The sequence below is a fragment of the Pseudoalteromonas sp. M8 genome (genome assembly GCF_018141365.1).
Classification (GTDB): Bacteria; Pseudomonadota; Gammaproteobacteria; order Enterobacterales; family Alteromonadaceae; genus Pseudoalteromonas.
On the sequence record NZ_CP047240.1, the window covers coordinates 1,055,458 to 1,080,479 of the forward strand.

26 protein-coding genes and 1 pseudogene are annotated in these 25,022 nt (G+C 43.4%); 18 read left to right on the forward strand and 9 right to left on the reverse strand.

Translation table 11 applies throughout. The annotated features are described in order from the left end of the window. Window positions 1-22: 22 nt before the first annotated feature. The 7 genes from eexS to GSF13_RS09535 are packed head-to-tail and all read right to left on the reverse strand — an operon-like array spanning window position 23 to window position 3,698. A complete protein-coding gene (gene eexS / locus GSF13_RS09505) occupies window positions 23-454 on the reverse strand; it encodes an entry exclusion protein EexS (RefSeq protein ID WP_024015938.1) in 432 nt (143 codons plus the stop codon). A 57-nt stretch (window positions 455-511) separates the two neighbouring features. Continuing rightward, complete coding sequence (locus tag GSF13_RS09510) at window positions 512-1,045, reverse strand: FlhC family transcriptional regulator (protein WP_000566755.1); 534 nt, start codon at window positions 1,043-1,045, stop codon at window positions 512-514. After that, on the reverse strand, window positions 1,042-1,341 hold the full coding sequence (locus GSF13_RS09515) for a flagellar transcriptional regulator FlhD (RefSeq protein ID WP_000210563.1): 300 nt from the start codon (window positions 1,339-1,341) through the stop codon (window positions 1,042-1,044). Before GSF13_RS09515 ends, GSF13_RS09510 begins: the two co-directional genes overlap by 4 nt. Further along, window positions 1,338-1,886, reverse strand: coding sequence for a lytic transglycosylase domain-containing protein (locus GSF13_RS09520; RefSeq protein WP_024015939.1), 549 nt, complete (start codon window positions 1,884-1,886; stop codon window positions 1,338-1,340). The genes GSF13_RS09515 and GSF13_RS09520 overlap by 4 nt, the downstream gene beginning before the upstream one ends. After that, window positions 1,873-2,535, reverse strand: a complete 663-nt coding sequence (locus GSF13_RS09525; protein ID WP_024015940.1) for a DUF6475 domain-containing protein — start codon at window positions 2,533-2,535, stop codon at window positions 1,873-1,875. The genes GSF13_RS09520 and GSF13_RS09525 overlap by 14 nt, the downstream gene beginning before the upstream one ends. Further along, window positions 2,522-3,391, reverse strand: coding sequence for a hypothetical protein (locus GSF13_RS09530; RefSeq protein ID WP_024015941.1), 870 nt, complete (start codon window positions 3,389-3,391; stop codon window positions 2,522-2,524). The genes GSF13_RS09525 and GSF13_RS09530 overlap by 14 nt, the downstream gene beginning before the upstream one ends. Window positions 3,392-3,446: 55 nt before the next feature. Then, window positions 3,447-3,698 (reverse strand): helix-turn-helix domain-containing protein, encoded by a 252-nt coding sequence (locus GSF13_RS09535; protein ID WP_024015942.1) that lies wholly within the window; start codon window positions 3,696-3,698, stop codon window positions 3,447-3,449. Between the two features lie 117 nt (window positions 3,699-3,815). On the opposite strand from GSF13_RS09535, the gene GSF13_RS09540 reads away from it, so the two are divergent. The 6 genes from GSF13_RS09540 (at window position 3,816) to GSF13_RS09565 (ending at window position 10,631) form a co-directional block, all read left to right on the forward strand. Further along, window positions 3,816-4,463 (forward strand): LexA family transcriptional regulator, encoded by a 648-nt coding sequence (locus GSF13_RS09540; RefSeq protein WP_000854920.1) that lies wholly within the window; start codon window positions 3,816-3,818, stop codon window positions 4,461-4,463. A gap of 256 nt (window positions 4,464-4,719) precedes the next feature. Continuing rightward, window positions 4,720-6,309 (forward strand): peptide chain release factor 3, encoded by a 1,590-nt coding sequence (gene prfC / locus GSF13_RS09545; protein ID WP_206471848.1) that lies wholly within the window; start codon window positions 4,720-4,722, stop codon window positions 6,307-6,309. A gap of 24 nt (window positions 6,310-6,333) precedes the next feature. Beyond that, window positions 6,334-8,076, forward strand: a complete 1,743-nt coding sequence (gene argS, locus GSF13_RS09550; RefSeq protein ID WP_010604442.1) for an arginine--tRNA ligase — start codon at window positions 6,334-6,336, stop codon at window positions 8,074-8,076. A gap of 67 nt (window positions 8,077-8,143) precedes the next feature. Beyond that, entirely contained in the window at window positions 8,144-8,785 is a 642-nt protein-coding gene (pdxH, locus tag GSF13_RS09555; protein ID WP_199539682.1) for a pyridoxamine 5'-phosphate oxidase, read from the forward strand. Beyond that, window positions 8,751-9,554: a TatD family hydrolase gene (locus GSF13_RS09560; RefSeq protein WP_010604441.1), complete on the forward strand. Its 804-nt coding sequence runs from the start codon at window positions 8,751-8,753 to the stop codon at window positions 9,552-9,554. The genes pdxH and GSF13_RS09560 overlap by 35 nt, the downstream gene beginning before the upstream one ends. Before the next feature lie 522 nt (window positions 9,555-10,076). Further along, the gene (locus tag GSF13_RS09565) at window positions 10,077-10,631 is read left to right on the forward strand and encodes a hypothetical protein (protein ID WP_174171071.1); all 555 of its coding nucleotides are present in this window, start codon (window positions 10,077-10,079) and stop codon (window positions 10,629-10,631) included. A 236-nt stretch (window positions 10,632-10,867) separates the two neighbouring features. Here the strand turns inward: GSF13_RS09565 and GSF13_RS09570 are convergent, their stop codons facing one another. Next, window positions 10,868-11,596 (reverse strand): alpha/beta fold hydrolase, encoded by a 729-nt coding sequence (locus GSF13_RS09570; protein ID WP_010604439.1) that lies wholly within the window; start codon window positions 11,594-11,596, stop codon window positions 10,868-10,870. A 69-nt stretch (window positions 11,597-11,665) separates the two neighbouring features. Next, a complete protein-coding gene (locus GSF13_RS09575; protein WP_010379158.1) occupies window positions 11,666-12,322 on the reverse strand; it encodes an AhpA/YtjB family protein in 657 nt (218 codons plus the stop codon). Window positions 12,323-12,417: 95 nt separating this feature from the next. On the opposite strand from GSF13_RS09575, the pseudogene serB reads away from it, so the two are divergent. The 12 genes and pseudogenes from serB (at window position 12,418) to GSF13_RS09645 (ending at window position 25,020) form a co-directional block, all read left to right on the forward strand. Beyond that, window positions 12,418-13,430 (forward strand): annotated as a pseudogene (gene serB / locus GSF13_RS09580) (phosphoserine phosphatase SerB). Between the two features lie 251 nt (window positions 13,431-13,681). Next, window positions 13,682-13,864, forward strand: coding sequence for a helix-turn-helix transcriptional regulator (locus GSF13_RS09585; protein ID WP_010379156.1), 183 nt, complete (start codon window positions 13,682-13,684; stop codon window positions 13,862-13,864). Between the two features lie 6 nt (window positions 13,865-13,870). Further along, window positions 13,871-14,281, forward strand: a complete 411-nt coding sequence (locus tag GSF13_RS09590; RefSeq protein WP_206471854.1) for a hypothetical protein — start codon at window positions 13,871-13,873, stop codon at window positions 14,279-14,281. Between the two features lie 18 nt (window positions 14,282-14,299). Further along, window positions 14,300-14,920, forward strand: a complete 621-nt coding sequence (locus GSF13_RS09595) for a hypothetical protein (protein WP_206471855.1) — start codon at window positions 14,300-14,302, stop codon at window positions 14,918-14,920. Window positions 14,921-16,327: 1,407 nt separating this feature from the next. Continuing rightward, the gene (locus GSF13_RS24695; RefSeq protein WP_249122757.1) at window positions 16,328-19,762 is read left to right on the forward strand and encodes a contractile injection system protein, VgrG/Pvc8 family; all 3,435 of its coding nucleotides are present in this window, start codon (window positions 16,328-16,330) and stop codon (window positions 19,760-19,762) included. Between the two features lie 2 nt (window positions 19,763-19,764). Then, entirely contained in the window at window positions 19,765-20,223 is a 459-nt protein-coding gene (locus tag GSF13_RS09615; RefSeq protein ID WP_039491845.1) for an SMI1/KNR4 family protein, read from the forward strand. Window positions 20,224-21,080: 857 nt separating this feature from the next. Next, entirely contained in the window at window positions 21,081-21,896 is an 816-nt protein-coding gene (locus tag GSF13_RS09620; protein ID WP_211868989.1) for a hypothetical protein, read from the forward strand. Window positions 21,897-21,904: 8 nt separating this feature from the next. After that, window positions 21,905-22,660, forward strand: coding sequence for an Imm49 family immunity protein (locus tag GSF13_RS09625; protein ID WP_069023620.1), 756 nt, complete (start codon window positions 21,905-21,907; stop codon window positions 22,658-22,660). 11 nt (window positions 22,661-22,671) lie between these two features. Then, on the forward strand, window positions 22,672-23,169 hold the full coding sequence (locus GSF13_RS09630; protein ID WP_069023622.1) for a hypothetical protein: 498 nt from the start codon (window positions 22,672-22,674) through the stop codon (window positions 23,167-23,169). Window positions 23,170-23,189: 20 nt separating this feature from the next. After that, complete coding sequence (locus GSF13_RS09635; protein ID WP_206473750.1) at window positions 23,190-23,555, forward strand: HNH endonuclease; 366 nt, start codon at window positions 23,190-23,192, stop codon at window positions 23,553-23,555. A 3-nt stretch (window positions 23,556-23,558) separates the two neighbouring features. Then, on the forward strand, window positions 23,559-24,086 hold the full coding sequence (locus GSF13_RS09640; RefSeq protein WP_211868039.1) for an SMI1/KNR4 family protein: 528 nt from the start codon (window positions 23,559-23,561) through the stop codon (window positions 24,084-24,086). 280 nt (window positions 24,087-24,366) lie between these two features. Next, window positions 24,367-25,020, forward strand: a complete 654-nt coding sequence (locus GSF13_RS09645) for a GH-E family nuclease (protein ID WP_211868041.1) — start codon at window positions 24,367-24,369, stop codon at window positions 25,018-25,020. Window positions 25,021-25,022: the final 2 nt, after the last annotated feature.

Here is a 25,022-nt window from a genome sequence, read left to right on the forward strand (position 1 = left end):
TAGCCAGCTTGTGGTTGGCTGGCTATTTTTTTGGCTTTTTGGGATACCTTGGATAAAAGCCATCAAAAAACGAATGGAGCTTATACCAATACCATTTTTCTTCAATGCTCAAAGTTCTACCCGAATCTTTAACTTGGCTACTCAAGAATCTAATTCCAGTACAAATAGCTAAGAAAGAGAGTCCCAAACCAACAATTGTCCAACTCGCTTGCCAATATGCGATTGCTACAAGCATAGTGATTATGGCTATAAGTCCGATGGGATTACAGGTCGCTTTGAAACCCAAGTAGCTGAAAAAAACGACGGTGCAGAACAGAAATGGCAAAGCCGCTAACTTGGCAGATGCCGTTAATATTTCTGAAGGAAAGAAATGAGCCGCAGCCAAAGTCGCCAGAAAAAGCCCCAGTGATATAAACCAGCAGCGTGCTGGTAAAGATTTAAGTAAGTTTGTCATCTTCTTAGTACTCTCAAAGTGCACGGGAGGTGCACAATCAAATCATGCATCTGCATGTTAGTTCTCAAAAAGTGCTCTAGTGGTTTGCTCGGCCATAATCTCACACACAGGACATTTAAGCTGAATGCGCTGTTGTGATACCGTCAAATACAGACTGCCGCATCGACACCGGTGTAAGGATGCAAGCTGTGATCTTAAATCACGAGCTAGAACCCAACCTTCATTGATGGTCAGTTTTTTCCAGGGGATCTCAGCTGGAAGATCTGCTTCTTTTCTTGCAACCAAATACGCATCGTAAGCCTTCATCAAAGCATCGATATTTAATTGCTTGTAGACATTATCACCACCAATATTGACATAAAGCGCCATAAGCAGGGAGCCTTCAACTAATGCTCTTCTGCTTTTGACGATGGCATCAGATTCTGGCAATTGACCAGGACAAGGTGACTTGCCAGTCACTTCTTTGTGGAGCCTTCTGATAATGTGGATTGGCAAACCTGTATCGAGCGCGATAATGGTTGTTCGAAATCCGTATTTAATAAGCAGCGAGGCTCGGGTAAATAGCTCACTTTTGGACAGGTTATCAATCATGCATCCCCCTTGTTGTTTAGGGTTGATAATAAATAAGCGATTCTTGGGATACCTGTGCCTTTGCTCTTCACCATCTCAATCAGTTGGCTTTGGTTACCCCTTGGTTGAAACAGCATGAATGATGAGGTCGCCACTCGTTGCAGGTCGTCAACACCAGCATTAATCAGAGCATCAACCACGTCGCGTGTAAGTCCAAAGCGCAAGACGGCCTCTTGCGGATCAATTCGCGCCAATTCTCGTGCTGCGTGTAGGTACGCCAAATTTAATTGATAGAAGTCTTGTTGATTGGTTGTCATTGACGGACCTCCAGTTCATGTAAAATATTGCGATAGATAGAAAGCACTCTTTGCCCATACCAGCGTGCACGCTCTTCGTTCCAACTGTGATAGCGGCCTATGCCAAGCTCTAAATCATTTGGTGAAGACTTGATTGCTTCGGCCAAAATACTTGAGCCGACCGTAAGGTTGGTGATGGGGTCTAGCAGTTCCGCTGCTGAGCTCACCCGATGCCCATGCCAATGCAAATTGATTTGCATAAGGCCAATATCGAGCTGATATTTTTCAGTCTCTTGCAGTGCCTGGTTTAACAGTTGCTCTGCTTCTGTCTTAGATTTGGCGTAGGTTGCGTTTGAACCATTGCGAATTGCGTATGGCCATGGACTGGTCATGTTGAGACCACGATGTGAGGCCGACTCAGCCAAGGCAACGGCGTAGAGCATGACTGGATCAATACCAACGCTATGTGCTGCTTTTTCCCACTGATAGCCCGGAAACGCATAGACTGAAGTGCTTGCGGACATGGCTATCACTAGGGCAATGGTTTTTGCTTTAATCGTTTTCATTTTTGTCCTCTAATTGATTTCCGAGAAGCGCCTGAATGGCTTTCGGGCTTATTCTTTTTAATGGCACTGCGCTAAAGTCGGCGATGCCTCTCGTATAAACTTGTGCCGCTTTTGACCAGTCGCCTACGGCAACCGGCGCTTGCATATCAAATCCTTTTTGCTGGTTCTGATGGTCTGCAATACCCTGTAATAGCCTTGGGTATTCACCCACTTCGTCCCGCAGCAAGTAAGCCTGGTAGCGTGTTAAAAACTCTTTTTGCTTAAAGGGGTATTCCCTGTCATCAACCTTGCAGAGTTCAACCCATCCACCCATGTCTGAAATCACGCGGTGGATAAGCGCATCGTCAAACATCACGGATGTCCAAGCGCCAACCTGACGAACAGCCTTGTCAACTTTGTTCCAAGCAACCATGGCTCTTGAACCTGAGTTGCCGTCGATATGCTTGATGACGTCAGCGGGCTTTGGAAAAAATTGCCCAGTATCCGGTGATTGAATATGCCGAGTCAGACCGATTCGCACTTCTTCAATGCTATAAGCACGAAGGGCTTCAAATGCGATGGATAGCAATTGCGGTGATACGCTTTTGCCATACATGGCCCAAGCTGCTCCCCAAATTTCAGCAAACTCGCGTTTATCAACCTCCTGCACTTGAACGAACCTCCCGAATACCTGGTCCGGCCCAGCTTTCAGCAATGCGGCGATTGCTTTCTTCAATATTCAATTGGTGATTGCTGCCCTTTAGGCTCGTCGATGATTGCTGTACTTCATCAATGCGAACGTACTCGTCTTCCCATTGCCGGTTTAAAAGCCAGTTATGTGGCATAGGGGTCTTAGTCCGATCTTGATACTGCAATCGGTTGTCTCGTTGCTCTTTCCAGCGTGTTAGCACTTCCAAGGCGAGTTCATGGTCTTCATTGAGGCCCATGCGTAGCCATTCTTCTTTGGCTTTCGCTTTTTTTTCTTTGCGTATTTGTACATCCCAGAAGTCTTCAAACTGTATCTGGTCAACAGTTTTAACTGTTGGTTTATTGCTTCTCTCAGAGTCATCCGACCGTTGAGAGTCCCTTACCGGGTTGCCATCAGGCATAAACAATGATGAAAATTCTTCTGGAAGCCGAGCTTGAAAAGCGGCAAGAGATTTCAAAAGCGATGCCATACCAACGAAGTCGGCAGGTACATCTTTAAGCAACCGAAAGGCTGCCTTACCTTGGTTTGGGTTTTCGATTGGGTTGTGCTTCAGAAAGCTTCGAATCAAAGTCCAACCAGATCCCTCGCAACGAATCAGGAACTGATCTTGTTCTAACTCACTTAACGCCTTGGCAACCTGTTGCTCATCCCAGTTCAAGTCAGAAGCAACGTAACCAATCGGCAGTCGAAAGCAGCCAAGCAAATTACAATGTGGGCATGTAAGCAAATACAGTCCTAGCAACTTCGCAGAGTCACTCCAGGACAAAACGTTTTGCTTTAGCCAAAAGCGGGTATAGACCTTGCCATAATCACGCATGGAGGTACTCGCTTCTGTGTTTACGTAAAATGCTGACCATTACTTGCCCTTAATCCTACTGGTTACTGGCTTTCAGCTCGCTTGGGCATTCGGGATAGATGTCCGGTCTTAACTGAGATCGGGTTACCTGTCCTTGCGTAGCTTGTTCGATGGGTAAAACGAATTCAGCGGGAACACGCCCTGATTTATTCAACCAAAACCAGACGTTTTGCTGTTTTGAGTTGATGGCTCTTGCTAATGCTGATTGCCCGCCGACCAAGTCAATGGCACGGCGGAGATGTTTTTGTGTCGTTTTGAACACTTCCATACCGTCTCCTATTACAATAATAACTGTTACAAGATTGAATGTTACAGTTTAAACTGTAGATAAGTCAACAGTTAAAATTGTTGAAAGACTACAGTTTTATTTGTAGAATGCGGGCTTATGAAAACTTTATCCGAACGACTAAACCATGCCTTGCAGCTTACTGGGGTAACTCAGTCTGAGTTGGCTCGTCGCATTGGTATCAAACAGCAGTCGATCAGCCAGATTTGCTCTGGTAAATCGGCTAGGTCTCGTTACACCATGCAGATCGCGGAGGCGCTTCGCGTGAATGCTCATTGGCTCGCCACAGGTGATGGCGAGATTGGCTTGGGGGTCGGTAATGTAGAAGTCGGGCCTGATATTAAGGGAAGAATTCCTCTCATTAACTGGGTTCAGGCCGGTGATTGGACTGAAATAGCGGAGGGATTTGCCCATGAAGATGCTGAGGAGTGGCGTGAAGTCACTGGGAAAGCACATGAGGGTTGTTTCGCACTTCGCGTAAAAGGCGACAGTATGGAAAATCCAAGCGGAAAAAAATCCATACCTGAGGGGGCAGTGATCGTTGTTGATCCTGAGTTACCTTACTCTTCAGGTTCATTGGTTGTTGCGCGTTTGGATGATTCGAAAGAAGCAACCTTTAAGCAGTTGGTTATTGATGGTGAACAGAAGTATCTAAAACCTTTGAACCCGCAATACCCTGCAATACCGATCAACGGCAACTGCACCATCATCGGTGTAGTACGACAAGCTATCATCGATTTCTGGTAGCGAAGGAATTTGTGGTTTAGCCACAGTTGTTCATTAGCTGAAGAAGCAACGATTGCAAACAGCTACAACTGAGCATTGGTGCACGCTGAGAGTAAATGGTAACCGATTAGATAACCATTGATTGTTTATAAAGTCAAGATCAGCGAAAATAGCGGCCAATTACGATTAACACGACGGATTTGACAAGCGAAGAACTGAAAAGAGAGTACTTCCAAAAGTGTGTACAAATCCGTGTACAAACTAAAAGAATTTATACATGGCAAACCAAGATTTTCTTAATGAAATCAATAAGCGAAGGACCTTTGCTATCATCTCGCACCCGGATGCGGGTAAAACCACTATCACTGAAAAAGTACTCTTATTCGGGAAGGCGTTACAAAAAGCCGGTACGGTTAAAGGCCGTGGCTCAAATCAACACGCTAAATCAGACTGGATGGAAATGGAAAAAGAGCGTGGTATCTCGGTAACAACTTCCGTGATGCAGTTTCCATACAATGATGCTTTGGTGAACCTACTTGATACCCCAGGACACGAAGATTTCTCTGAAGATACTTATCGTACGCTAACCGCGGTTGACTCATGCTTGATGGTGATTGATGCAGCAAAAGGTGTAGAAGATCGTACTCGTAAACTAATGGAAGTAACACGATTACGTGACACGCCAATCGTTACCTTTATGAACAAATTGGACCGTGATATTCGTGACCCAATGGAGCTACTTGATGAAGTCGAAACCGAGCTCAACATCATGTGTGCACCGGTTACTTGGCCAATTGGCTGTGGTAAAGAATTTAAAGGCGTTTACCACATCCATCGTGACGAAACGATTTTGTACCAAACAGGCCAAGGTCACACTATTCAAGATAAACGCATTATCAAAGGACTAGATAACAGCGAGCTTGACGCCGCTGTGGGTGAAAGCTTAGCTGAGCAACTACGTGAAGAGCTTGAGTTGGTAATTGGAGCCTCACACGAGTTTGACCGTGAGTTGTTTTTAACTGGCGAATTAACTCCTGTGTTCTTTGGTACGGCACTTGGTAACTTTGGCGTTGACCATATGCTTGATGGATTAACTGAGTGGGCACCAAAACCACTACCACGCCAAACCGATGACCGTGAAGTAACAGCCGACGAAGAAAAGTTCTCTGGTTTCGTGTTTAAAATCCAAGCAAACATGGATCCAAAACACCGCGACCGTATTGCCTTTATGCGTATTGTTTCTGGCAAATATAGCCAGGGCATGAAGATGAACCATGTGCGTCTTGGTAAACAAGTCAGTATTGCAGATGCGGTAACCTTTATGGCCGGTGATCGTGAACGCGCTCAAGAAGCGTTTGCGGGTGATATTATCGGTCTACACAACCATGGTACGATCCAAATCGGTGATACCTTCACACAAGGTGAAACGCTTAAATTTAGCGGTATTCCAAACTTTGCGCCTGAGCTATTCCGTCGCATTCGTCTAAAAGATCCACTCAAGCAAAAGCAACTTTTAAAAGGTTTGGTACAACTTTCTGAAGAAGGTGCGGTACAGGTATTTAGGCCGCTTATCAACAACGACCTGATCGTAGGTGCGGTCGGTGTGCTGCAGTTTGATGTGGTTGTGGCGCGTTTAAAGTCTGAATACAACGTGGATGCGATTTACGAGAGTATAACGGTTCAGACCGCACGCTGGGTAAGCTGTGATGACGAGAAGAAAATGGCTGAATTCCGCCGTAAGTGTGAGCAAAACTTGGCACTAGATGGTGGTGATAACCTAACTTACATCGCACCAAGTCGCGTAAACCTGAATTTATCTATGGAACGTTACCCTGACGTGAAGTTCCATGAAACTCGTGAACACTAATCGCTGCGCATTAAAGGAAAACAGATGAACATCAAAAGTATTTTAATTGAAAAAGCCAATGCAGCGATGCAAGCGGCTGGTATCCCTGAAGGTACAAACCCAGCGGTAACACAAAGCACGCGTCCTCAGTTTGGTGATTACCAAATTAACGGTGCGATGGGGGCTGCCAAAGCACTAAAAACCAATCCAAGGGAGTTGGCGCAGAAGATCATCGACAACCTAGATGTTGCTGATCTTGCAGAAAAAACGGAAATCGCAGGCCCAGGTTTTATTAATATTCACCTCAAGCCTGAGTTTTTAGCCACAAGCCTAGAGGCGGCAAATACGGATGCCAAGCTAGGTGTTGCTGAACATGCTAAGCCTCACAAAGTCGTGGTAGATTTTTCTTCGCCAAACCTTGCTAAAGAGATGCACGTAGGTCACCTGCGCTCAACTATCATTGGTGATGCTGTTGTACGTGCCCTTGAGTTCCGTGGTGATACCGTTATTCGCCAAAACCACATGGGCGACTGGGGTACCCAGTTTGGTATGTTGATAGCACACCTTGAAGATTTGCTAAACCAAGGTGTTGACCTTGAAAATGTCGCACTTGCGGATCTTGAAAGCTTTTATCGTGATGCGAAAAAGCGCTTTGATGACGAAGCCGGTTTTGCCGATAAAGCCCGTGATTACGTAGTCAAACTTCAAAGCGGTGATGCGCATTGTAAGAAGCTATGGCAAATGTTTATCGACACCTCAGTTAAACATTCTGAAGAAGTATACGGCAAGTTAAATGTGACGCTTACGCGTGATAATATCATGGCAGAAAGTGCCTACAACGACCGTCTTGCCGGTGTAATTGAGCTATTAAAAGAGAAAGGCATTGCGGTTGAAGATCAGGGCGCTCAAGTCGTATTCCTTGACGAATTGGCAAATAAAGACGGTGAACCTTCCGTATTTATCGTGCAAAAATCAGGTGGTGGTTTCTTATATTCAACGACGGATTTAGCCGCCTGTGATTACCGCTCAAATGAGCTAGATGTTGATCGTATTCTAATTTTTGTTGATGCGCGTCAGGGCTTACACTTCAACCAAGTTGAGATCACAGCACGTAAAGCGGGTCTTTTAAAAGACAAAACCAGCTACGAGCCGAGCCTGTTCGGTACAATGATGGGTAACGACGGCAAACCGTTTAAAACTCGTACTGGCGGCACGGTGAAGCTATCAGACTTACTTGACGAAGCGGTGAGCCGTGCGACAGAAAAACTTGCTGACAGAGCTTCTGACTTATCTGATGAAGCACGCCAAGAAATCGCGCGTAAAGTGGGTATTGGTGCAGTGAAGTACGCCGATCTGTCAAAGCACAGAACCAGCGATTATATCTTTAACTGGGATACGATGCTGAGCTTTGAAGGGGCGACAGCGCCATATTTGCAGTACGCCTATACCCGTGTGCGTAGTATTTTCCGCAAAGCAAACATGGATAGCGCTAGCCTAACTGGTCGCATTCAAATTCAAGCACCACAGGAAAAGGCACTTGCGCTCAAACTGCTGCAATTGGAAGAAGTACTTGATCTGATGATCAGCGAAGCAACGCCACACGTATTATGTAGTTATTTATATGAGCTCGCGAGCTTGTATATGACATTCTATGAAGCGTGCCCAATTTTGAAAGATGATGTAGCTGCAGACGTCCGTGAAAGTCGTCTCTTGTTATGTAATCTGGTTGCTAACTCACTGAAAACCGGTCTAGATTTGCTTGGTATCGAAGTGATGGAGCAAATGTAAGTTAGTTTTAACTTGCATTAAGGTATACTAGAAGCCGCTTTATAGCGGCTTTTTTGTAAAGGAAATAGTGATGAAACTTGAAGACATTCGCAGAGAATATACCAAAGACGGTTTACGTCGTGAGATGCTAAAAGACACACCCGTTGAGCAGTTTGAAACCTGGCTACAGCAGGCGATTGATGCCAAGTTTACCGACCCAACAGCGATGGTCGTCGCTACGGTTGACGAGCACGGCCAGCCGTCTCAACGCATTGTTTTACTTAAGCATGTAGACCAGCACGGTTTTGTCTTCTTTACCAATACCGGTTCACGCAAAGCGCAAGAACTAAAGCAAAACAACAAGATATGCTTGCACTTCCCGTGGCATGAAATTGAGCGTCAGGTTATCGTGTATGGTGAAGCAGTCCCGTTACCAACCAGTCGCGTTGCCAAGTATTTCTTATCACGACCAAAAGAAAGTCAGCTTGCAGCGTGGGCGTCTCAGCAATCGCGCCCCGTGTCATCTCGCCAAGCCTTGATGCAAACCTTTAGTAGCATGAAAGACAAGTTCGCTAAAGGCGAAATTCCACTACCTGATTTTTGGGGCGGTTATTGCGTGGAGCCCACTAAAGTTGAGTTTTGGCAAGGTGGAGAGCACCGTCTTCATGACCGCTTTATGTATGTGAAGCAAGCCGATGGCAGTTGGGAAATTGAGCGGCTCAACCCATAAATTCGCCTTTATAGATAGTCACTGTCACCTCGATTTCAGCGAGTTGGCAGATGACCTAGCTACGCATATCAAAGCTGCCCGCAGCAATGGTGTTGAACGCTTTGTGGTGCCTGGCGTTACCCTTAAGCAGTCTCAACAGCTTGTTGATTTTCAAGCACATCATCCACAATGTGAAATCGCCGCGGGGTTACACCCTTATTTTATTGGCGAACATTGCGACGACGATATGACCGCGTTGGTAGAGTATGTAATACACAATCGTACCCAACTGTGTGCGATAGGAGAGTGCGGTATTGATACAACCTGCGATGCACTTGAGCGGCAAATTGCACTGTTTGAAGCGCATATCGCACTGAGTAATCAGGTAAAGCTTCCGCTAATCGTCCATCACCGTAAAAGTCATCACCTAATTGCTGCCGCGTTTAAACGTGTTAAGCCACAGTATGGCGGGGTGATCCACGCCTTTTCAGGTTCAAAACAGCAGGCTGAATATTATATCGCTCAGGGTTTTAAGCTAGGAGTAGGTGGCACAATCACCTATCCAAGAGGCGAAAAAACAGCGCAGGTAATATCACAGCTGCCGCTTGAAAGCCTAGTATTGGAAACCGATTCGCCGTCGATGCCGTTACATGGTTATCAGGGGAAGCCGAACTCTCCTAAGCGAGTCGTCCAAGTATTTGACAGGCTTTGTGAATATCGAAGCGAAACACCAAGCGAGCTTGCCTCAGCGCTCTATCGAAATACCACACAGTTGTTCGGCTTGGGCTAAATTGATGATGTCGAGATAAATCTCGACCTACGAGTCAATATCACAAATGGGATATAAAACCATACCTATCAGCAATAGATAACCCGTGTAGGAGCCGGTTCATCCGGCGATCTTGATGCTTTTACCGCGATATAAAACCATACCTATCAGCAATAGATAACCCGTGTAGGAGCCGGTTCACCCGGCGATCTTGATGCTTTTACTGCGATATAAAACCATACTTACCAACAATAGAAAAATAGGGTAGGAGCCGGTTCACCCGGCGATCTTTAAGCTTTAAACGCGATATAGATCAGTAATCTCATCCCTCGCTCTAGGACATAACATAATATAACCTTAACGTGTTCACTTCTGGTTAATGCTTATACACTTAATTTGAATTCTCATATTTTTTGGACGAAAAAGCTTAAACATACCATTAAGAGGTTTTCGCTTGTACGGGGTTAATCTCAGGCCGAACTAAGAAATCACCAACAGTTACAGAACAAAACTAGAATTAATCACAACAGGGATTGAGTTGTTATGTTTAAAATAATTTTACTTGCCGCGTTAATGTTCACCTCAAACTTGGTAATTGCGTCACAAACAGCGAACCCTTTTCCAAGTGCATCTTGTAGTAATAAGGTCCATATCAGAGTTGTTGATCTGATTTATTGTGTAGATAGCACGACACTATCAAAAATTAACTTTTTAGGGCTAAGTAACCAAACTGCGGTTATAACTAGCCAAGATCAAAATGAGTTGGCAATTGCGTTAAACCCACCGGAAATCTCACTTGGTGATATGCATAAAAAGTTGAATATGAGCGTAAACGAATTTTTTCATGCCCTGTATCATTCAGATCCTAAAGTAAAAAACATAGCAAAGCTTCGCTCGGCTTTTGACATAGACGAAAATAATCCGATGAGTGTGTACCAAAACGGCGATATTTTTGCTTTTGTCGTTATGGGAGAAAATCAAGACTACGATAGGGTTTACATTAATAAAAAAGGAAGCGATGTTATCTATCAGATAAGTGGTGAGTTTAACCAACCTCAGTTAAATCGCATTCTCTCCTCGCTTATTTTGGATGTGTAGCATCGCTGTTCACCTTATAAAGTAGATGCCGGTTCACCCGGCGATCTTGATGCTTTTACCGCGATATAAAACCATACCTACCAGCAATAGAAAAACAAGTGTAGGAGCCGGTTCACCCGGCGATCTTTACGCTTTTACCGCGATATAAAACCATACTTACCAGCAATAGAAAAGCAGGTGTAGGAGCCGGTTCACCCGGCGATCTTTAAGCTCTCCCGGCATAACACCAACAATACTCAAGCCAATTGCTGATTAATAATTGAGATCATCTCATCAGCGTATTGGTGAATAAAAAAGTGCCCACCAGAAAACTCAGTAAGCTGATATGGTTGTGCTGTTAGCTCTTGCCATGCTGAGACATGTTCATTCAAGATCTCATCATCAACACCATGAAAAACATGGATAGGGATGGGTAAAGCTCGCTGCTCTGCGACATAGGTGTCTGCTATTTTGAAGTCGGCCCTAAGCAATGGTACCAGTAACTCCATTAGTTCTTTATTTTCAAGAATCTCTTTTGGCGTGCCATTTAAGTCACGTAGCTCGGCAATAAATTCATCATGTGGCAGACCGTGTAAATGGCGTTTAGTTGAGGTGCAATGCGGTGCACGACTCGCAGAAGCAAATATTTTACGTGGAGTAGGTAAGCCAGCGTCTAATAATTGAAAAGCAAGCTCATATGAAATGCGACTACCAAGACTATGTCCAAAAAACGCGAAAGGCTTACTGGTCATATAGTCTTGGTGTACCATGAGTTCAGAGATAATATCCGGCATGTTGTCTATTGCTGGCTCTACCAGTCTAGCCCCTCTCCCCGGAAGCTGCACAAAAACGAGCTCAACACATTCACTTGCCTTTTCGATCCATGGCGTAAATATTGCTGGGGAGCCACCCGCGTAGGGAAAGCAAAATAGTCGCAACTCAGCGTTTGGATTGGGTTTTGGGGTAATAAAAAGTTTACTATTCATATCCTTTGTTGTTCGATTTTATTTTAGGTTAACTATTATGTTATCAACTTTATTACAATGCTAACAGCTTTACCCCTGCTCTAATTCTTCTGCCCGTTTTTCAGGCGCAGGAAGCATCTTTACTTTCTTGCGAATTTTGCGTTTTACTTCCCAGCGTTTTAATGCTCGACCTATTTGCCATGTGAATACCATCGTAATCACCAGCATCAGTAAAACGACTCGTCCAAGTTCGTGGAAATGAGAGTGGCTTTGTGACATAGCAGCTTCTGTCAAATAGACCATATTGACGAACCCAAGAGGCTGTCCGGTTGGCGTATATACTGGTTCAGAAATAATGCTTTTGGTTTTACTGAGCCCAGGTAAGGTTTGAGGTAGCTGCTGATAATCCGTGGGCGAGGAATTACCGTCGTTACCAACAACAAAGCGTCCTTGATAATCATAAATTGCGACTTGAAGCACAAAGTCATCGCTAGCGAGGTGATTTGCCAGTGCGCTGAGCCTTGGCGTATCACTGCGAGAGAGGGGTAATGCCACATTTTTTGCGAGCTGCTTGGTGAGACTTCTTGCGGTAAGGTCTGCGCCATTATGGAGCAAACGATGAGATTCAAAACTGGTATTAAACGCAAGCCAAGTCACCATAATTAAACACGTCGCGGCGATGCACAGGCGAAATAATCTACGCCCTCTGGTCGAGTTTAACACTTCTAATACATGTAAATTTTTCATATTTATCGCATATTGCCCGCTTTTGCTAAGGTCCAGTGCTGACAGCTTAGCGCAATCATGTTAAAAATCGGCTTAACGCTATCAAGGAGCAACTTATGTCGTCAATCATTCAATTCGCTAATCGTGAACTAAACACACCAATTCAGGAACATATGGCGCTGGATCATTGGTATAGTTGCCAAGGTAACACAAGCCTCACACAAGTAAATCAATTACCTGAGCTGACGACCCAATCAATATGCTTTTTTGGCCCAAATATACAATTGCAACACCTTGTGGAAGTCGCGAAATTTCTTCGAACATTTGCTATCGAGCAAACTTATTTTACGGCATATCAACCTCATGAACAGCTCCCGGTTGCATTGGGTATGCGTTTTAACGCATCGCAATTGCCGAGCAAGGCTGAAGTAAGAGATTTTGCAAAAAGCATTAATGCGCAAGGTGCGATTATAACGCAAGCACCTACTTTAGAAGAACCGGGGCTACTTGTGATGGATATGGACTCCACCGCAATTCAAATTGAATGTATTGACGAAATTGCTCGATTGGCCGACCGATATGATGAAGTGGCTTCTGTCACCGCACAGGCGATGGCGGGGCACTCTCTTTTTCTGAAAGTCTACACCGCCGCGTTGCGTCACTCTCTGGCGTACCGTTATCACAAATTCAATCATTAAAAGAAAACTTACCGCTAATGCCCGGTATAGAGCTGTTGTGTCAGGCGCTCAAGCAGCATCACTGGCACCTTGCCATCGCCTCGGGTGGCTTTACATGGTTTGCAGAATCATTGATAGAGCCACTCCAGCTAGACGCTGTATTTGCCAATACCCTAGAGGTGGAAAACGCGCACCTCACCGGCAAAGTGCTAGGAGATATCGTAGATGCCGACAAAAAGGCGGAAGTGCTAGGTCAACTTGCAACCCAGTATGCGATCCCAATGACTCAAACCGTTGCCATTGGTGATGGCGCAAATGACTTAGTGATGATGGCAAACGCCCAGCTAGGTGTGGCAATCCATGGTAAGCCAAAAGTGGTAGAAAGTGCCGACGCTGCGATTTGTGAAGGATCTTTGTTACAACTGTTATATTTGCTAGGTGTGCCGAAATAATATACGCTTTGTTACTTAACGAAAAACATAGCTCAAAAATGTTGCGCTTTTGTTTCTTTTTGTTACTATTTCCCGTTAATGGGTTCGGAGTTGGCGGAGAAGCAAAGCGTGTAAAGTAAGACTCGTTTACTGCTTCTTTAACATTCGTATAGTAACGATATTATGTTAAGGATATAACTGCGTTGTTTTTCTTTAAAAATAGCATTTCAGGGGATGACCTTCGCGCACTTAGAAAACGAAAGGGAGTCACCATGCAACAAATGGCAGATAAAATTGGTGTGTCTCTCAGGACGATAGAAAATTGGGAAACCGGTGTCGGACAACCAAGAATTAACCAATTTTTAGAAATATGTATTTATTGTTCGGTTGATATCAAAGGGCTTATCACTCAAATTAAGCAGAGTGAGAAAGAGCAAGAAGATATAAAAAAATAGAGATTAATGATGAAGAATTTGATGTCGGAATTTATCGCTCGTTTTTTAAGTATTGACTCAAAAAAAGATAATAAGGCTTTCCAAGGTTTGCTGCCTTATATGGACGCAAAACAAGTTTCTGGAGGGAGTGGTACGGAAAATGCGAAACGTCCTAAAAAAGAAGTTATGCCCGTTAGCACACTGATGGAACAGCAAGACGCAAATAGACTAGATAATGAACAGGTTAATCTCGTTACAGGTGGAAGTAGCGCACATAATAGTAATGAGCCTAAAGGGGCTCATACTGACTCTAGCGTTAGGCCACAAACGGAAGTTGTTTTGACTAACCTCCAAGCTAAAGTTGTTAATGGAGGTGGTAGTGGCACGGGTACTGCTGACAAGCCTAGGGAAGCCAATAACGATTCAGGTAACGGTTAGGTCAAATTAGGTTAAGGTATGAAATATTTATTAGCGCTGCTTTTTATTCCATTTAGCATATTTTATTTTAACTCTGAATTGGATCAAGTAGTAATGCTTACTGCAATTGCTTTTATAGGTGCCGTTTACTATTCAGATGTTAATATTCGCCATATATGCTTTATACTGTTTTTTACACGTATTGTTGGTTTTGCGATCATATATTTTAACTTATTTTCATTAAATGATGATTCTCTCTACCTCTGGAAAAATAACCGCATATTTTTGATACATCTATTAATAGATATAACTTCATTTCTACTAATAGCTTTCCGTCCAATGCTTTCTCGAAACTGGTTGGCGAAAAAAGGCAAAGAAACCAAAGAAGTCTTAATGACTAACGCAGATATGGCATTGATGACATTGTTCTTGTTATTTATTGGCGTTGATTCTTTAGCTCTTGTGGAAAATCTGATTCGAAACCTAGACTATTTAGGAGTAAATGAAGAGTTTGCCAAGCAGTTTTGGGGTTGGGATTGGGTGTTTTATAATTACTCTTCAATGAAGAGTATTCTGTTAGGTCTTGAACTGTTGGCTGTCTTATCAATTACAACTAAGGTTGCGAGACAAAACTTTTCTCGAAAAAAAGCTGCTGCTTAGTGGCGTATGCTTAAAATAGTCAGGCTTTAAAACTTCAAATTGAAGCCTGACTTACTTCTTTTTACTACTAGTTCAAGTCGTTATCTACGCGACAATTCTTAAGTCGATACGAGCCAAGGAGGGATGCTTGATATGTCCTCCTGACGGATTTCGACGCCCATCCATGGGCTACGACATACTTTTCTTTGATGCCCAAAGAATCGTTGCGCAAAAGAAAAGGCACTTCTTCTTCACCTGAAAAGCATACTTCTCGGCGGGTGAACCGCCTCCCACAAAACTATTTACAAGGCTACGCTGATAGTTTTTGCAATGCTTGCAAGCAACTTAATCATAAAAATCGTAGAAGATCTCACAAGCAACGTATTCCCCCTCCATCACACCCGAAAATCATAAGTCGATATGCAATGTGCCGACAGGATGTCGGCCAAGTCTTGTCTGGCACAGGGACGTACCTTACAAGACGGTTGCACTATGTCGGCTTAGGGTTTGAGGATTAAGTGTGATGCTGGGGCGACGTTTTCTTGGTTCGTTCTTTTTCGTCGTTTAAAAAGAATGAACGAGGAGCGCATGGATGCGCTTTGATATTAAACATGGAGGTTTATGTTGCTAACGACTGGTAGCTCGAAATTTACCGTAAAGTCAGCCCGTCCTCCTGACGGATTTCGACGCCCATCCATGGGCTACGACATACTTTTCTTTGATGCCCAAAGAACAAGTAAGCAAAAGAAAGGGCACTCCCAACATCACACTGACTCCTCAAGTAAATTGCCAATATGAACGTCACCGCGGTGTAAGGGCCATCCTTGGCCCTGTCACCGCTTTTCACGCATCCATGCGTTGAAATGACTCATTGGCAATTTACTTTCAGGTGTGATGAGGGAGATACAAGGCGCTGATAGTTTTGTTTGGTGCTTGCAAGCAACTATGTTTCTGATGGCTTTGTGGACAGCTAACAGACAACTTATTTCCCCCTTCATCACACCCGAAAAGCGTAAGCTGATATGCAATGTGCCGACAGGATGTCGGCCAAGTCTTGTCAGGCACAGGGACGTACCTTACAAGACGGTTGCACTATATCGGCTTAGGATTTGAGGATTAAGTGTGATGCTGGGGCGACGTTTTCTTGGTTCGTTCTTTTTCGTCGTTTAAAAAGAATGAACGAGGAGCGCATGGATGCGCTTTGATATCTGCCAAGGAGGGCAAGCTGACACCGTTTTATTTGGCTTGAGATTTAAAAACCATCGTTATGCCAAAAGATAAGCATTCGAATGCTGAATAAAAAAATGAGTTAAAAATGCTTGCCTTTTATGTAACAATAGCGCGCAAATAAAAACCAATCGCAGCACACTAGGAAGTAGTACTGTGTATTGGTGGAACGGCTTTAACCAACAACAGTGGACATAAAAAATGCAAACAAGGATTGTGGTGTATGGTACTAACCATCCTGTACATGTCGTCGATTTTGAACTCACGACCTGTATCAATAGCGGCTTTTTACTCAAAGCGAACCTAGAATCCCAATTTGACCTGGCTGATGAATTACTTGTCGGCAATATGCTCACGTTTGAAATTGAGTCACCAGATGCAATATCGACGTATTTCACTGGGACTTTGTTTGATATTCAATCTGGTTTTGTGTCTGAGCACACCTGTGGTGCAGAGGTGGTATTAAAGCCTCGCCTTGAGTTACTTAAGCAAACTGAAAAAAGCCAAATCTTTGTACAAGCCAATGTTCAGTCTGTCCTCAATAAGTTGATACAAAAAGCCGGCTATTCACAAGACCGGATAAAATGGCGAGTCACTAAAGATTTACCCACGCTACCGCAGTGCGTACAAGCGCTAGAAAACGACTACACCTTTTTCACTCGACTCTTAGCAAAGTACGGCTTAATTTATTGGTTTGAATGCCATGATTTTATTGAGTCGATAGTGATTGCCGAGGGGAATCTTGCAAGCCCCTATATTGAGCGAGGCTTGCTGTCGGTAACGGATAAAGATGGTCTGGTGCACGAACATGAAACCGGCTTTGTTGGGTTTACGCAGTGCCAAAGCCGCCATCGTTTTAGAATGGGTGGCTCACAAGTGCACATGAATGCCCATCCACCAACCTCGGTCAGCTCGGCCCAGCGCAGTTATTTTGAGCCTGCTGCACAAAATCCTGCTGAGCAATTTGAGCGCACTGGCAATCTCGAGCTTGCCTATCAACAAGGTAAAAATGAAGTCACGCTGGTAGGGAACGTAGCCGAAGCCAATGCCGGTTATTCGTTTTCGTTAAATGGTAAATTGGGCACAGCAAAAGGTGGCGATTATACCTGTATTCGCAGTAAACAGGTGTATAAGCAAGGCAGTGCCAATGACCCTAAGCAAGTTGCATATCATAGCGAGTCGGTTTGTGTACCACGAGGTGAGCCAATACGTATCGCGCCCCCAGAGCATAGTCCCAAGCCGATGGTGTTTACCGCCACGGTACGTTCACTGTCGGGGTCAAAGACCAATCCTCATCTAGATACCCAAGGGCAATATGCCACGCAAGTACATTTTGATAGTCAGGTGACTGAATCGGTAAAGCGCCTCACACAATATGCCTGTCGTGGTCAAAAGCAACCGACAGGGTTACACTTTCCACTGCTGCCAGACAGTAATGTGCTCATCGGTTGTATGAACAACGACCCTGACCAAAGTTACTTGTTAGGGTTTGCCCTTAATGACACCCAACCATCTGTTGTTACCAGCGCCAATAACGCCCAAAACGTGCTCTGCTCTCGCGGCCAAAACCTGTTGATGTTTGATGACACCCCAAAAACCCCGCATATTGTGTTGCAAACCCTAGCGGGCAACCAGCACTTGGTGTTACATGGGGATAAAAAGCAGCCTTATATCCACTGGCTTGCGCAACTTGGCGCGATGAATATTTTTGCAGCCAAAGACATACAACTTGGCAGTGTTAAAAGTGCAATTCGACTACTCACCAATAAAACCTTTATTGCCAGCGCCAAACAACAATTGGCACTGGAGAGTAAAAAGTCGGTGATTGCTGATGCAGCAACCAACCTAGACGTCACCGCCAATCAAATTGACGTCAGCGCCACACAAAATATCACCCTTAAGGCGGGTCGCAGCCATCGCAGTGTTATCCAAAGTGATATAAACCTCAAGGCAGACAACAATCTCACCATCACCGCTCCCGCGGGAAGTCAACTCATTCAAAGCCAAGGCAATATCACAGTAAAAGGCAGTGGCTCTGGCAACCTCACCCTTGCCAATGGCGGCAGTGAAATCAGCATTGACTCAAGTGGTAACGTCAACATCTTTGCAGACAAGCTACTGACCTTAAAAGGCAAAGCCATGACCGTGTTTGACGGCAGCATGGAGCAAGATATTGGTGGTAAACAAAGCGCCACGATGCCGAGTGTACCGCAAATAGCGCAGATAGCAGCAAATCAACGCTTGTCGTTAACCGCTGATGGCGCGGCATCACTTGCTGATAAAACCATTGACCTTTCGTATTTTTATAGCGATGGCACACCAGTAGAAGACATTGATTACGAAGTCGTGATGGATAACGGCAAAATATACACCGGCCAGCTTAGTGGCGGTATCGCAGAAGTCATTGATGTGCCTGCGGGTAATTATACCGTGAGTTACATCGGCGAAGACGAAGAGAAGATTATTTCGTTACGCCAAGAGCTTCGCACGGCCCTTGACCAAATGGTTGCAGAAATCCGCAAGCAAGCTGACATTCAAGAGCGTCTGATTGATGACGAAAACCTTGGGATGCAAGGGCTTATCTATAGCGGTGCATTCTTATACGGGCTTTATCAGCAAGGAGAAAGCATTGTAACGGGAGTCGCAGATTTAGTAGAAGGCACAGCTGGAGCAATTTATGATGTTGGCGCAGCAACTTTCCGTATTTTGGGCCATCTTGCAACTGGCGATGTGGAAGCTATACGGGCAGAGTTACAGCAAATTATGTCAACTGCCTCAGAGTCCATTAATGGCATTGTTGAAGCGTTTGAGACATTAGTTATTATTGCAGAAGATGAAGAAGCGCGTACTTTACTTGCAAATTTCCCAGCACGTTACTTTAACGCCCATTCCAGTGTTGAACGCACCAGAATGGCAGGTCGCTTGTCGTTTGAAATACTGCTTGCCCTTGCCACCTTTGGTAGTGGTGCAGTAGTTTCTGCTATTGCTAAATCCAATTACTTTGTTAAAGCAACCCGCGCATTGGAAAAGCTCACTCAAGCCACCAAGTTAAAACGCTTAAATTACACTCGCTCGGGTACAACTGAAAAGGTACAACTAGACCGGATTAGAAAACTAGACACCAGTATCCGTGATGTAAAAAAAATCAATCATGGTCCATCAATAAGAATAACAGCTGAAAAGCATAGGACATCTTCAAGGTTAAATACTCGCCAGTGGAAACATAAAACGATGTTCGATGGGCGGCTTGTACACCAGCGTAATGACTTATTCGATATCAACAAGAAAGACCTTAATGGTTTGACGAACCTTGAACGAATGATGAAAGGACGACCTCCTATTGGTTTCGACGGTGAGCCGGTAAACCTCCACCATTTGATTCAAAAGGAGCCTGGTACAATTGCAGAGGTTGGTGGTAAACTGCATTCAGAGCGGACAAAAATACTACATATTCCTCAATACGAAAAAAGAAATGGCGCTTGGCTTAAGAGGAAGAATTATAGCTTTAGGGCTCATAACGGCAGGAAATCAACATGGCCAAGCACTCAGTTTGGTAATATCAAGAAAACTGAGGCAGAGAAGATATTTATAAAGTGGAGCTCGGAGTACTGGAAATATAGAGCCAAAGGATTTTAATTATGAAAAACTTTACACATGATGAGTTAAAGCAAAGATTAGAGTCACTAAACGAATTTGAATATCAAGGTAGTCATAGTGACTTAGAAATAAAAGAAGCTGAGTCAGTGCTCAACCTTCGTCTCCCAGAAAGTTTTAAAGACTACTTGAAAGCTTGGGGAAATATAGCGATAGGCCCGATTGAAATCTTAGGTTTAACTAAAACACCTAATTTTATAAATGCAGAATATCCGAATTTTGTTTGGTTTACTCTTAAAAAGAGGAGTAATGACCAACTCCCAAAAGAGCTTGTAGTTTTCCATAGCGTGAACAATGAGTTTCTTTACTGTATCAACTGCTCGAAACCTCTCAGTAATGGAGAGTGTGTAATTACAGTTTGGAACAATTTAGATAAAATTGTAGAGCAAGAGTATCACGTTGGGTTTAATAACTTTATTTTGGGCATATTAGAAGACGAATAGTACTTTATTGTGCGTTTAGCATATCTATTCTGACACTGGCTTGAGTTAGCCTTAAAGTACTAATTTAGTGTAAAATAGCGCACTTATTTTGAGAGCTACTTCATATGCAAATGACGTAAGCTCTCAAATTTTTTTACAGCCCACGGCATCTACATTTCCTTGAGCGTTATATAAGCTCCTTCTTTTAAAAATTAGATACCTTTGGTTTACCACCTCCAGCAAGCACTAGTGAATTTATATAGAAAATTGAGAATGCACCACCCGGTCAATACACCGTGCAATATGGTGAGGATAAACGCGATTACCTGCCAGAAGATAATCGCCCTAAAAACCCACTGTATGGACAAATCACCCCAGCGCAAGCCGCTGAAATGGTACGCAGCGGCAATACCGCACCACTGATAGAAGCCAATGGCATCGCAACCCAAGCAGGTGATTGGTTATGGGGCACACTGCAAGGCGACTTTAATCAAAACCCCTCTACGTCACAAATCGTGGTAGGTACCTTGATTTCCATGATACCGATTATCGACCAAGTCATGGATTTACGAGATATCATTGCCAATGTCATGTTACTGACCGACGATGATGAAGCCAACGACACCGACGCTTGGCTTGCCTTTACCCTAACGGGTATTGGTTTAGTACCAGTTGTGGGCTCAGCAGTTAAAGGCGTAGGCAAGGTTATCTTAAAAAATACTGGAGAATCGCTCTCGGCTGCGCTTGCCGTACTACGCAAGCTCGGCAAAGGCGACCCAGTTAAATACCTAAGAGACATCAATTGGCAAGACCTAGGAAAACAATCCGCCACGGAAGTTAACAACATCGTCAAAGGCCTGCGCGATTCACTCGATGAAATGTCTACCAGTTGGCACTACGACCTACTGCTTCCAGACGCCGCCATCGAAGGCATGCAAGCCACGGTAAAGCGCCTAGACGAGGTCACCCCCAAAATCGACCAGCATATGCAACAAGCCGCCCAAGAAATCGGACAGCGAGTTAATAAAGCACTGGATGAATATCAAGGCCAACCACCAATTCGAGGCGTTACCGATAAGCCCACCAAAGCCAAAGCCGATGAATTGGAACCACCAAAAGGGAATGAGCTGCCGGGTACTAAAGTTAGCAAATTAACAGATCCGAGACTTCAGAAACATTATAAAGATGTTTCAGCTTATATGGCTCACTATAAATCACGTATGGATCAAGCTATTAGAAATGGTGATTCTTCCAGAAAAATCGGTGCTTTTAAGGCTAAAATTACCGAAGGAAAAGGTGAGTTAGCAGCTGCAATGCATATGGAAAAACACTTTTCCAAACCACCTCCACCAGCGCAAATGGAGATGGGTTTTGGGCCTGGACCAGGAATTGACCAGATTTGGGTTAAGAGAGATGGTAAAGGAAATATTATCGAATATTTCGCTGTAGAAGCTAAAGGACCTGGAGCTACGCTGAAAAAAACAAAAACCATGCAAACCCAGATGTCTCTATTTTGGCTCAGAGCTAACGCAAAAAAGATGAAAAACTCGAAGAAATACAAATCTAAAAACCAACTCGGAAGTGACTTACTCAGAGCTATGAAAAGTGGAACTCCGCCTGTTCGTCGTTTAGTTATAGAGGCGGTTGAAAAGAATGGTTCTGTTGTATCATCAAAACTTCAACCTTTACCTTAGGAATTACAATGTTAAAGATCAATCAATATGAAGAAGATTTTGAAGAGCTTATTGCTGACTCACCTATTATTATTGAAAATAGGAAGGCACAAATAGATGATAAAACATTATCATTGGAGCAGCGTAAAGAAGCATTATTTACTGTCGCAGAAGAATACCTTGATTTAGGTTATGCGTATTATATGCTTGAAGAAAACAATAAGAGCATCGTACACTTTCAAAAAGCTATGCCGTACAAGTTTAAGTTAGCATTCGAAGCTTTATGGAAAGAGCCAGAAAACTGCTGGAGCATACAGGAAACTTTGAATTGTATTTTACTTTTCGGCACGAAAGAGTTGAAATCCGAACTTATTGACTCTAATTGGAAATTAGAGAGCGAGGACATTATTAACGAGTCATCCTATTTGTATGACCGCCTACTTATTCAAATTGGTACCACATTCAAAGTTGATGATGCAGCATTAATTAATGCTCTAAACGTTTCTGAATTAGAAAAAGACAGAGATGTTCAACAATTTATCGTGCCTTTACTACGCTCAATTAAAGGACTAATTACTAGTGATAAATCCCAATGGCAAATTGGCATTGACAAAGCTTTGCAATGGCACGCTGACGAAGCAAAATTGGGTGAATATAGAGATATCCGGCAAGGTGTTATTTGTTTGAATGCCTTAACTCTTGCAAAGCTTGGTCGTGACATGCATGGGTGGGAATGTACTAGTGAATCAATCTATTTACCGTTAAACCTCTTAAATTTAATTTAGTAAGGAAAAAAATGAGTGGCCTAATTCATTTGTATCTCATTGATGAAGCTGTTTTTCCAAAAACACTAACAGGAAGCAGTCAGCAAAAATACCAGCAACTTATTGATATTACTTTAAGTAATGGAATTCGCTGGCAAACGGTTGAATTAAATATGCGTGGCTTTATTCCTGCAATTTCCATGTGGGACAAAGTTGCTGGTAATAGCCAATTGATTGAGGCGTGTTCATTTCACTACTTTCCCAATCACCTAATTGCTCCTGATGCCGAGATAAATGGTTCTTTTGGCTTTTTTCCTTCAGAAATGATTACCGATTTAAGTGATGTCATGGAAGAAAATCTAGACTTCGATATTAACTCTTATGATGGTAAACAGCTAGTTAAATATGTTGAGCAAAACGAAGGCGACTTAGACCCAGACGCTTATGAGATTGTTCGAAATGCTTATTACCGAACTTTCCGAGATGCCAAAGAGCAAGACAAATCTATTGTGATCTTGATGGAGGAGTGATCCCCAAATTCAGATAATAAGTGCACCACTCATGGTTAAACGGTGATGGTACGTGGCAATCAACACTCAAAGAAGTAAATGAAATTACTGGTGGTCAGCCAATCATATTTAAAAATGGTAGGCCTGACTTTACACCATGGTCTAAGGGCCAAATTGCCTTTGCACCAAATGAATTAAATGGTACATGCCAAGACTTTGGTCAAGTATACAAATATATAGCTGATCAAAAAGGCCTGAAAAGTAAAAATGCCGCTAGGCAATTGCTGAGTAAGCTAGATTTAACTCCACACCACGCTAGTGCTACAATAATCCAGCTTATACCTACGAAATTGCATGGTAATATACCTCATATAGGATCAGCTTCTGATTTAAGAAAAGGAAAGTAAGTTATGATTAAGAATGTTCTTGACCCTCTTGGAGCGATACCTTTGCATGAATGCAGCGATGAAGTTATTGATATCAATGAGCTTGAAAATAGATTTAAGTTCGAAATACCAGATGAACTAAAGGAACTTTATTCACTATTTAATTCATCAGTTATTTTTGATTCTGGTGCAAAAATTAAGCCTAATCAAGCCACCCCACTGACTGATCATGATGGATATCAGTCGGTGGAAATTCTTTATGGTATTGATAATCAAGATAACAATATACTCCAGAAAAATGCCATGTACGAAGAACTTGAGCAAAAAGGCTATTTTATTTTTGGCTCCTCTTGTGGTGGCGATCAACTTTGTTTGGGAAAAAGAGATCTCAAAGTCTACTGCTGGGATCATGAAAGTGGTGAAAGCGAACAGGAATTTTATGAGGTTTCTACGAACCTATCTTCATTTTTTCAAGCGCTACAGCCGGATGAAGATGAAGCAACTGATCATGCCTCGAAAATAGACGAAGATAAGTCTTTCCTTTCCTTTTAAATGACTAAGAATAGAATATTGTAGTCAGATCAGTTCTTTTTAAACTGGCTACATTTGGAGTAAATGATCGACCAAGTAATCGATTATCAATAACGACGATGTACTAGCCCATAATTCACTTAAAAGCTGGAGATTGCCGATGCAGCTTTTTACCCAAAGAAAAGTTGGTAAAGGCGACTTTGTTAAATACCTATGAGTCATTAGCTGGCAAGACCTAGGAAAACAATCCGCCACGGAAGTTAAAAACATCGTCAAAGGCCTGCGCGATTCACTCGATGAAATGTCTAGCAGTTGGCACTACGACCTACTACTCCCAGACGCCGCCATCGAAGGCATGCAAGCCACGGTTAAACGCCTAGACGAGGTCACCCCCAAAATCGACCAGCATATGCAACAAGCCGCCCAAGAAATCGGGCAGCGAGTTAATAAAGCACTGGATGAATATCAAGGTCAACCACCAATTCGAGGCGTTACCGATAAGCCCACCAAAGCCAAAGCCGATGAGTTGGAACCACCAAAAGGGAATGAGTTACCGGGGGCTAAAAACAATAGTTCAAATAATACAAAAACTAAGAAAGCTCGTAAGATATCGAACCGCTTGAAATACCTTGGAAAAACACCAAGTAAAACATCTCGCACCGGTAAAGAAGTCATTGCAAGAATGAAAGCGCAAGGTAAAATAAGAGAATCATTCGAAGGTACTCAATTTAAAGCAAGTAATGGTAGATGGTACCCCCTATCTCAGGCAGACATGGCTCATGACCCGACAGATGCAGTAAAGTGGTGGAATACTACGGGCCGACAATACGGCGCAAAATCAAAGGAAGTGCGAAAATGGATGTTAGATCCTGATAATTATACTCTCGACCATTACGCAATTAACCGCTCTGCTGGTGCTAAGCTTAACGATAGATATTTACCTCCTAAAAAATAAGG

What these genes read in the sequence shown, in the direction of transcription:
- eexS (WP_024015938.1), bottom strand. Translation starts at nt 454, where the DNA reads ATGACAAACTTACTTAAATCTTTACCAGCACGCTGCTGGTTTATATCA.
- GSF13_RS09510 (WP_000566755.1), bottom strand. Translation starts at nt 1,045, where the DNA reads ATGATTGATAACCTGTCCAAAAGTGAGCTATTTACCCGAGCCTCGCTG.
- GSF13_RS09515 (WP_000210563.1), bottom strand. Translation starts at nt 1,341, where the DNA reads ATGACAACCAATCAACAAGACTTCTATCAATTAAATTTGGCGTACCTA.
- GSF13_RS09520 (WP_024015939.1), bottom strand. Translation starts at nt 1,886, where the DNA reads ATGAAAACGATTAAAGCAAAAACCATTGCCCTAGTGATAGCCATGTCC.
- GSF13_RS09530 (WP_024015941.1), bottom strand. Translation starts at nt 3,391, where the DNA reads ATGCGTGATTATGGCAAGGTCTATACCCGCTTTTGGCTAAAGCAAAAC.
- GSF13_RS09535 (WP_024015942.1), bottom strand. Translation starts at nt 3,698, where the DNA reads ATGGAAGTGTTCAAAACGACACAAAAACATCTCCGCCGTGCCATTGAC.
- GSF13_RS09540 (WP_000854920.1), top strand. Translation starts at nt 3,816, where the DNA reads ATGAAAACTTTATCCGAACGACTAAACCATGCCTTGCAGCTTACTGGG.
- prfC (WP_206471848.1), top strand. Translation starts at nt 4,720, where the DNA reads ATGGCAAACCAAGATTTTCTTAATGAAATCAATAAGCGAAGGACCTTT.
- argS (WP_010604442.1), top strand. Translation starts at nt 6,334, where the DNA reads ATGAACATCAAAAGTATTTTAATTGAAAAAGCCAATGCAGCGATGCAA.
- GSF13_RS09560 (WP_010604441.1), top strand. Translation starts at nt 8,751, where the DNA reads ATGGCAGTTGGGAAATTGAGCGGCTCAACCCATAAATTCGCCTTTATA.
- GSF13_RS09565 (WP_174171071.1), top strand. Translation starts at nt 10,077, where the DNA reads ATGTTTAAAATAATTTTACTTGCCGCGTTAATGTTCACCTCAAACTTG.
- GSF13_RS09570 (WP_010604439.1), bottom strand. Translation starts at nt 11,596, where the DNA reads ATGAATAGTAAACTTTTTATTACCCCAAAACCCAATCCAAACGCTGAG.
- GSF13_RS09575 (WP_010379158.1), bottom strand. Translation starts at nt 12,322, where the DNA reads ATGAAAAATTTACATGTATTAGAAGTGTTAAACTCGACCAGAGGGCGT.
- GSF13_RS09585 (WP_010379156.1), top strand. Translation starts at nt 13,682, where the DNA reads ATGCAACAAATGGCAGATAAAATTGGTGTGTCTCTCAGGACGATAGAA.
- GSF13_RS09590 (WP_206471854.1), top strand. Translation starts at nt 13,871, where the DNA reads ATGATGAAGAATTTGATGTCGGAATTTATCGCTCGTTTTTTAAGTATT.
- GSF13_RS09595 (WP_206471855.1), top strand. Translation starts at nt 14,300, where the DNA reads ATGAAATATTTATTAGCGCTGCTTTTTATTCCATTTAGCATATTTTAT.
- GSF13_RS24695 (WP_249122757.1), top strand. Translation starts at nt 16,328, where the DNA reads ATGCAAACAAGGATTGTGGTGTATGGTACTAACCATCCTGTACATGTC.
- GSF13_RS09615 (WP_039491845.1), top strand. Translation starts at nt 19,765, where the DNA reads ATGAAAAACTTTACACATGATGAGTTAAAGCAAAGATTAGAGTCACTA.
- GSF13_RS09620 (WP_211868989.1), top strand. Translation starts at nt 21,081, where the DNA reads ATGTCTACCAGTTGGCACTACGACCTACTGCTTCCAGACGCCGCCATC.
- GSF13_RS09625 (WP_069023620.1), top strand. Translation starts at nt 21,905, where the DNA reads ATGTTAAAGATCAATCAATATGAAGAAGATTTTGAAGAGCTTATTGCT.
- GSF13_RS09630 (WP_069023622.1), top strand. Translation starts at nt 22,672, where the DNA reads ATGAGTGGCCTAATTCATTTGTATCTCATTGATGAAGCTGTTTTTCCA.
- GSF13_RS09640 (WP_211868039.1), top strand. Translation starts at nt 23,559, where the DNA reads ATGATTAAGAATGTTCTTGACCCTCTTGGAGCGATACCTTTGCATGAA.
- GSF13_RS09645 (WP_211868041.1), top strand. Translation starts at nt 24,367, where the DNA reads ATGTCTAGCAGTTGGCACTACGACCTACTACTCCCAGACGCCGCCATC.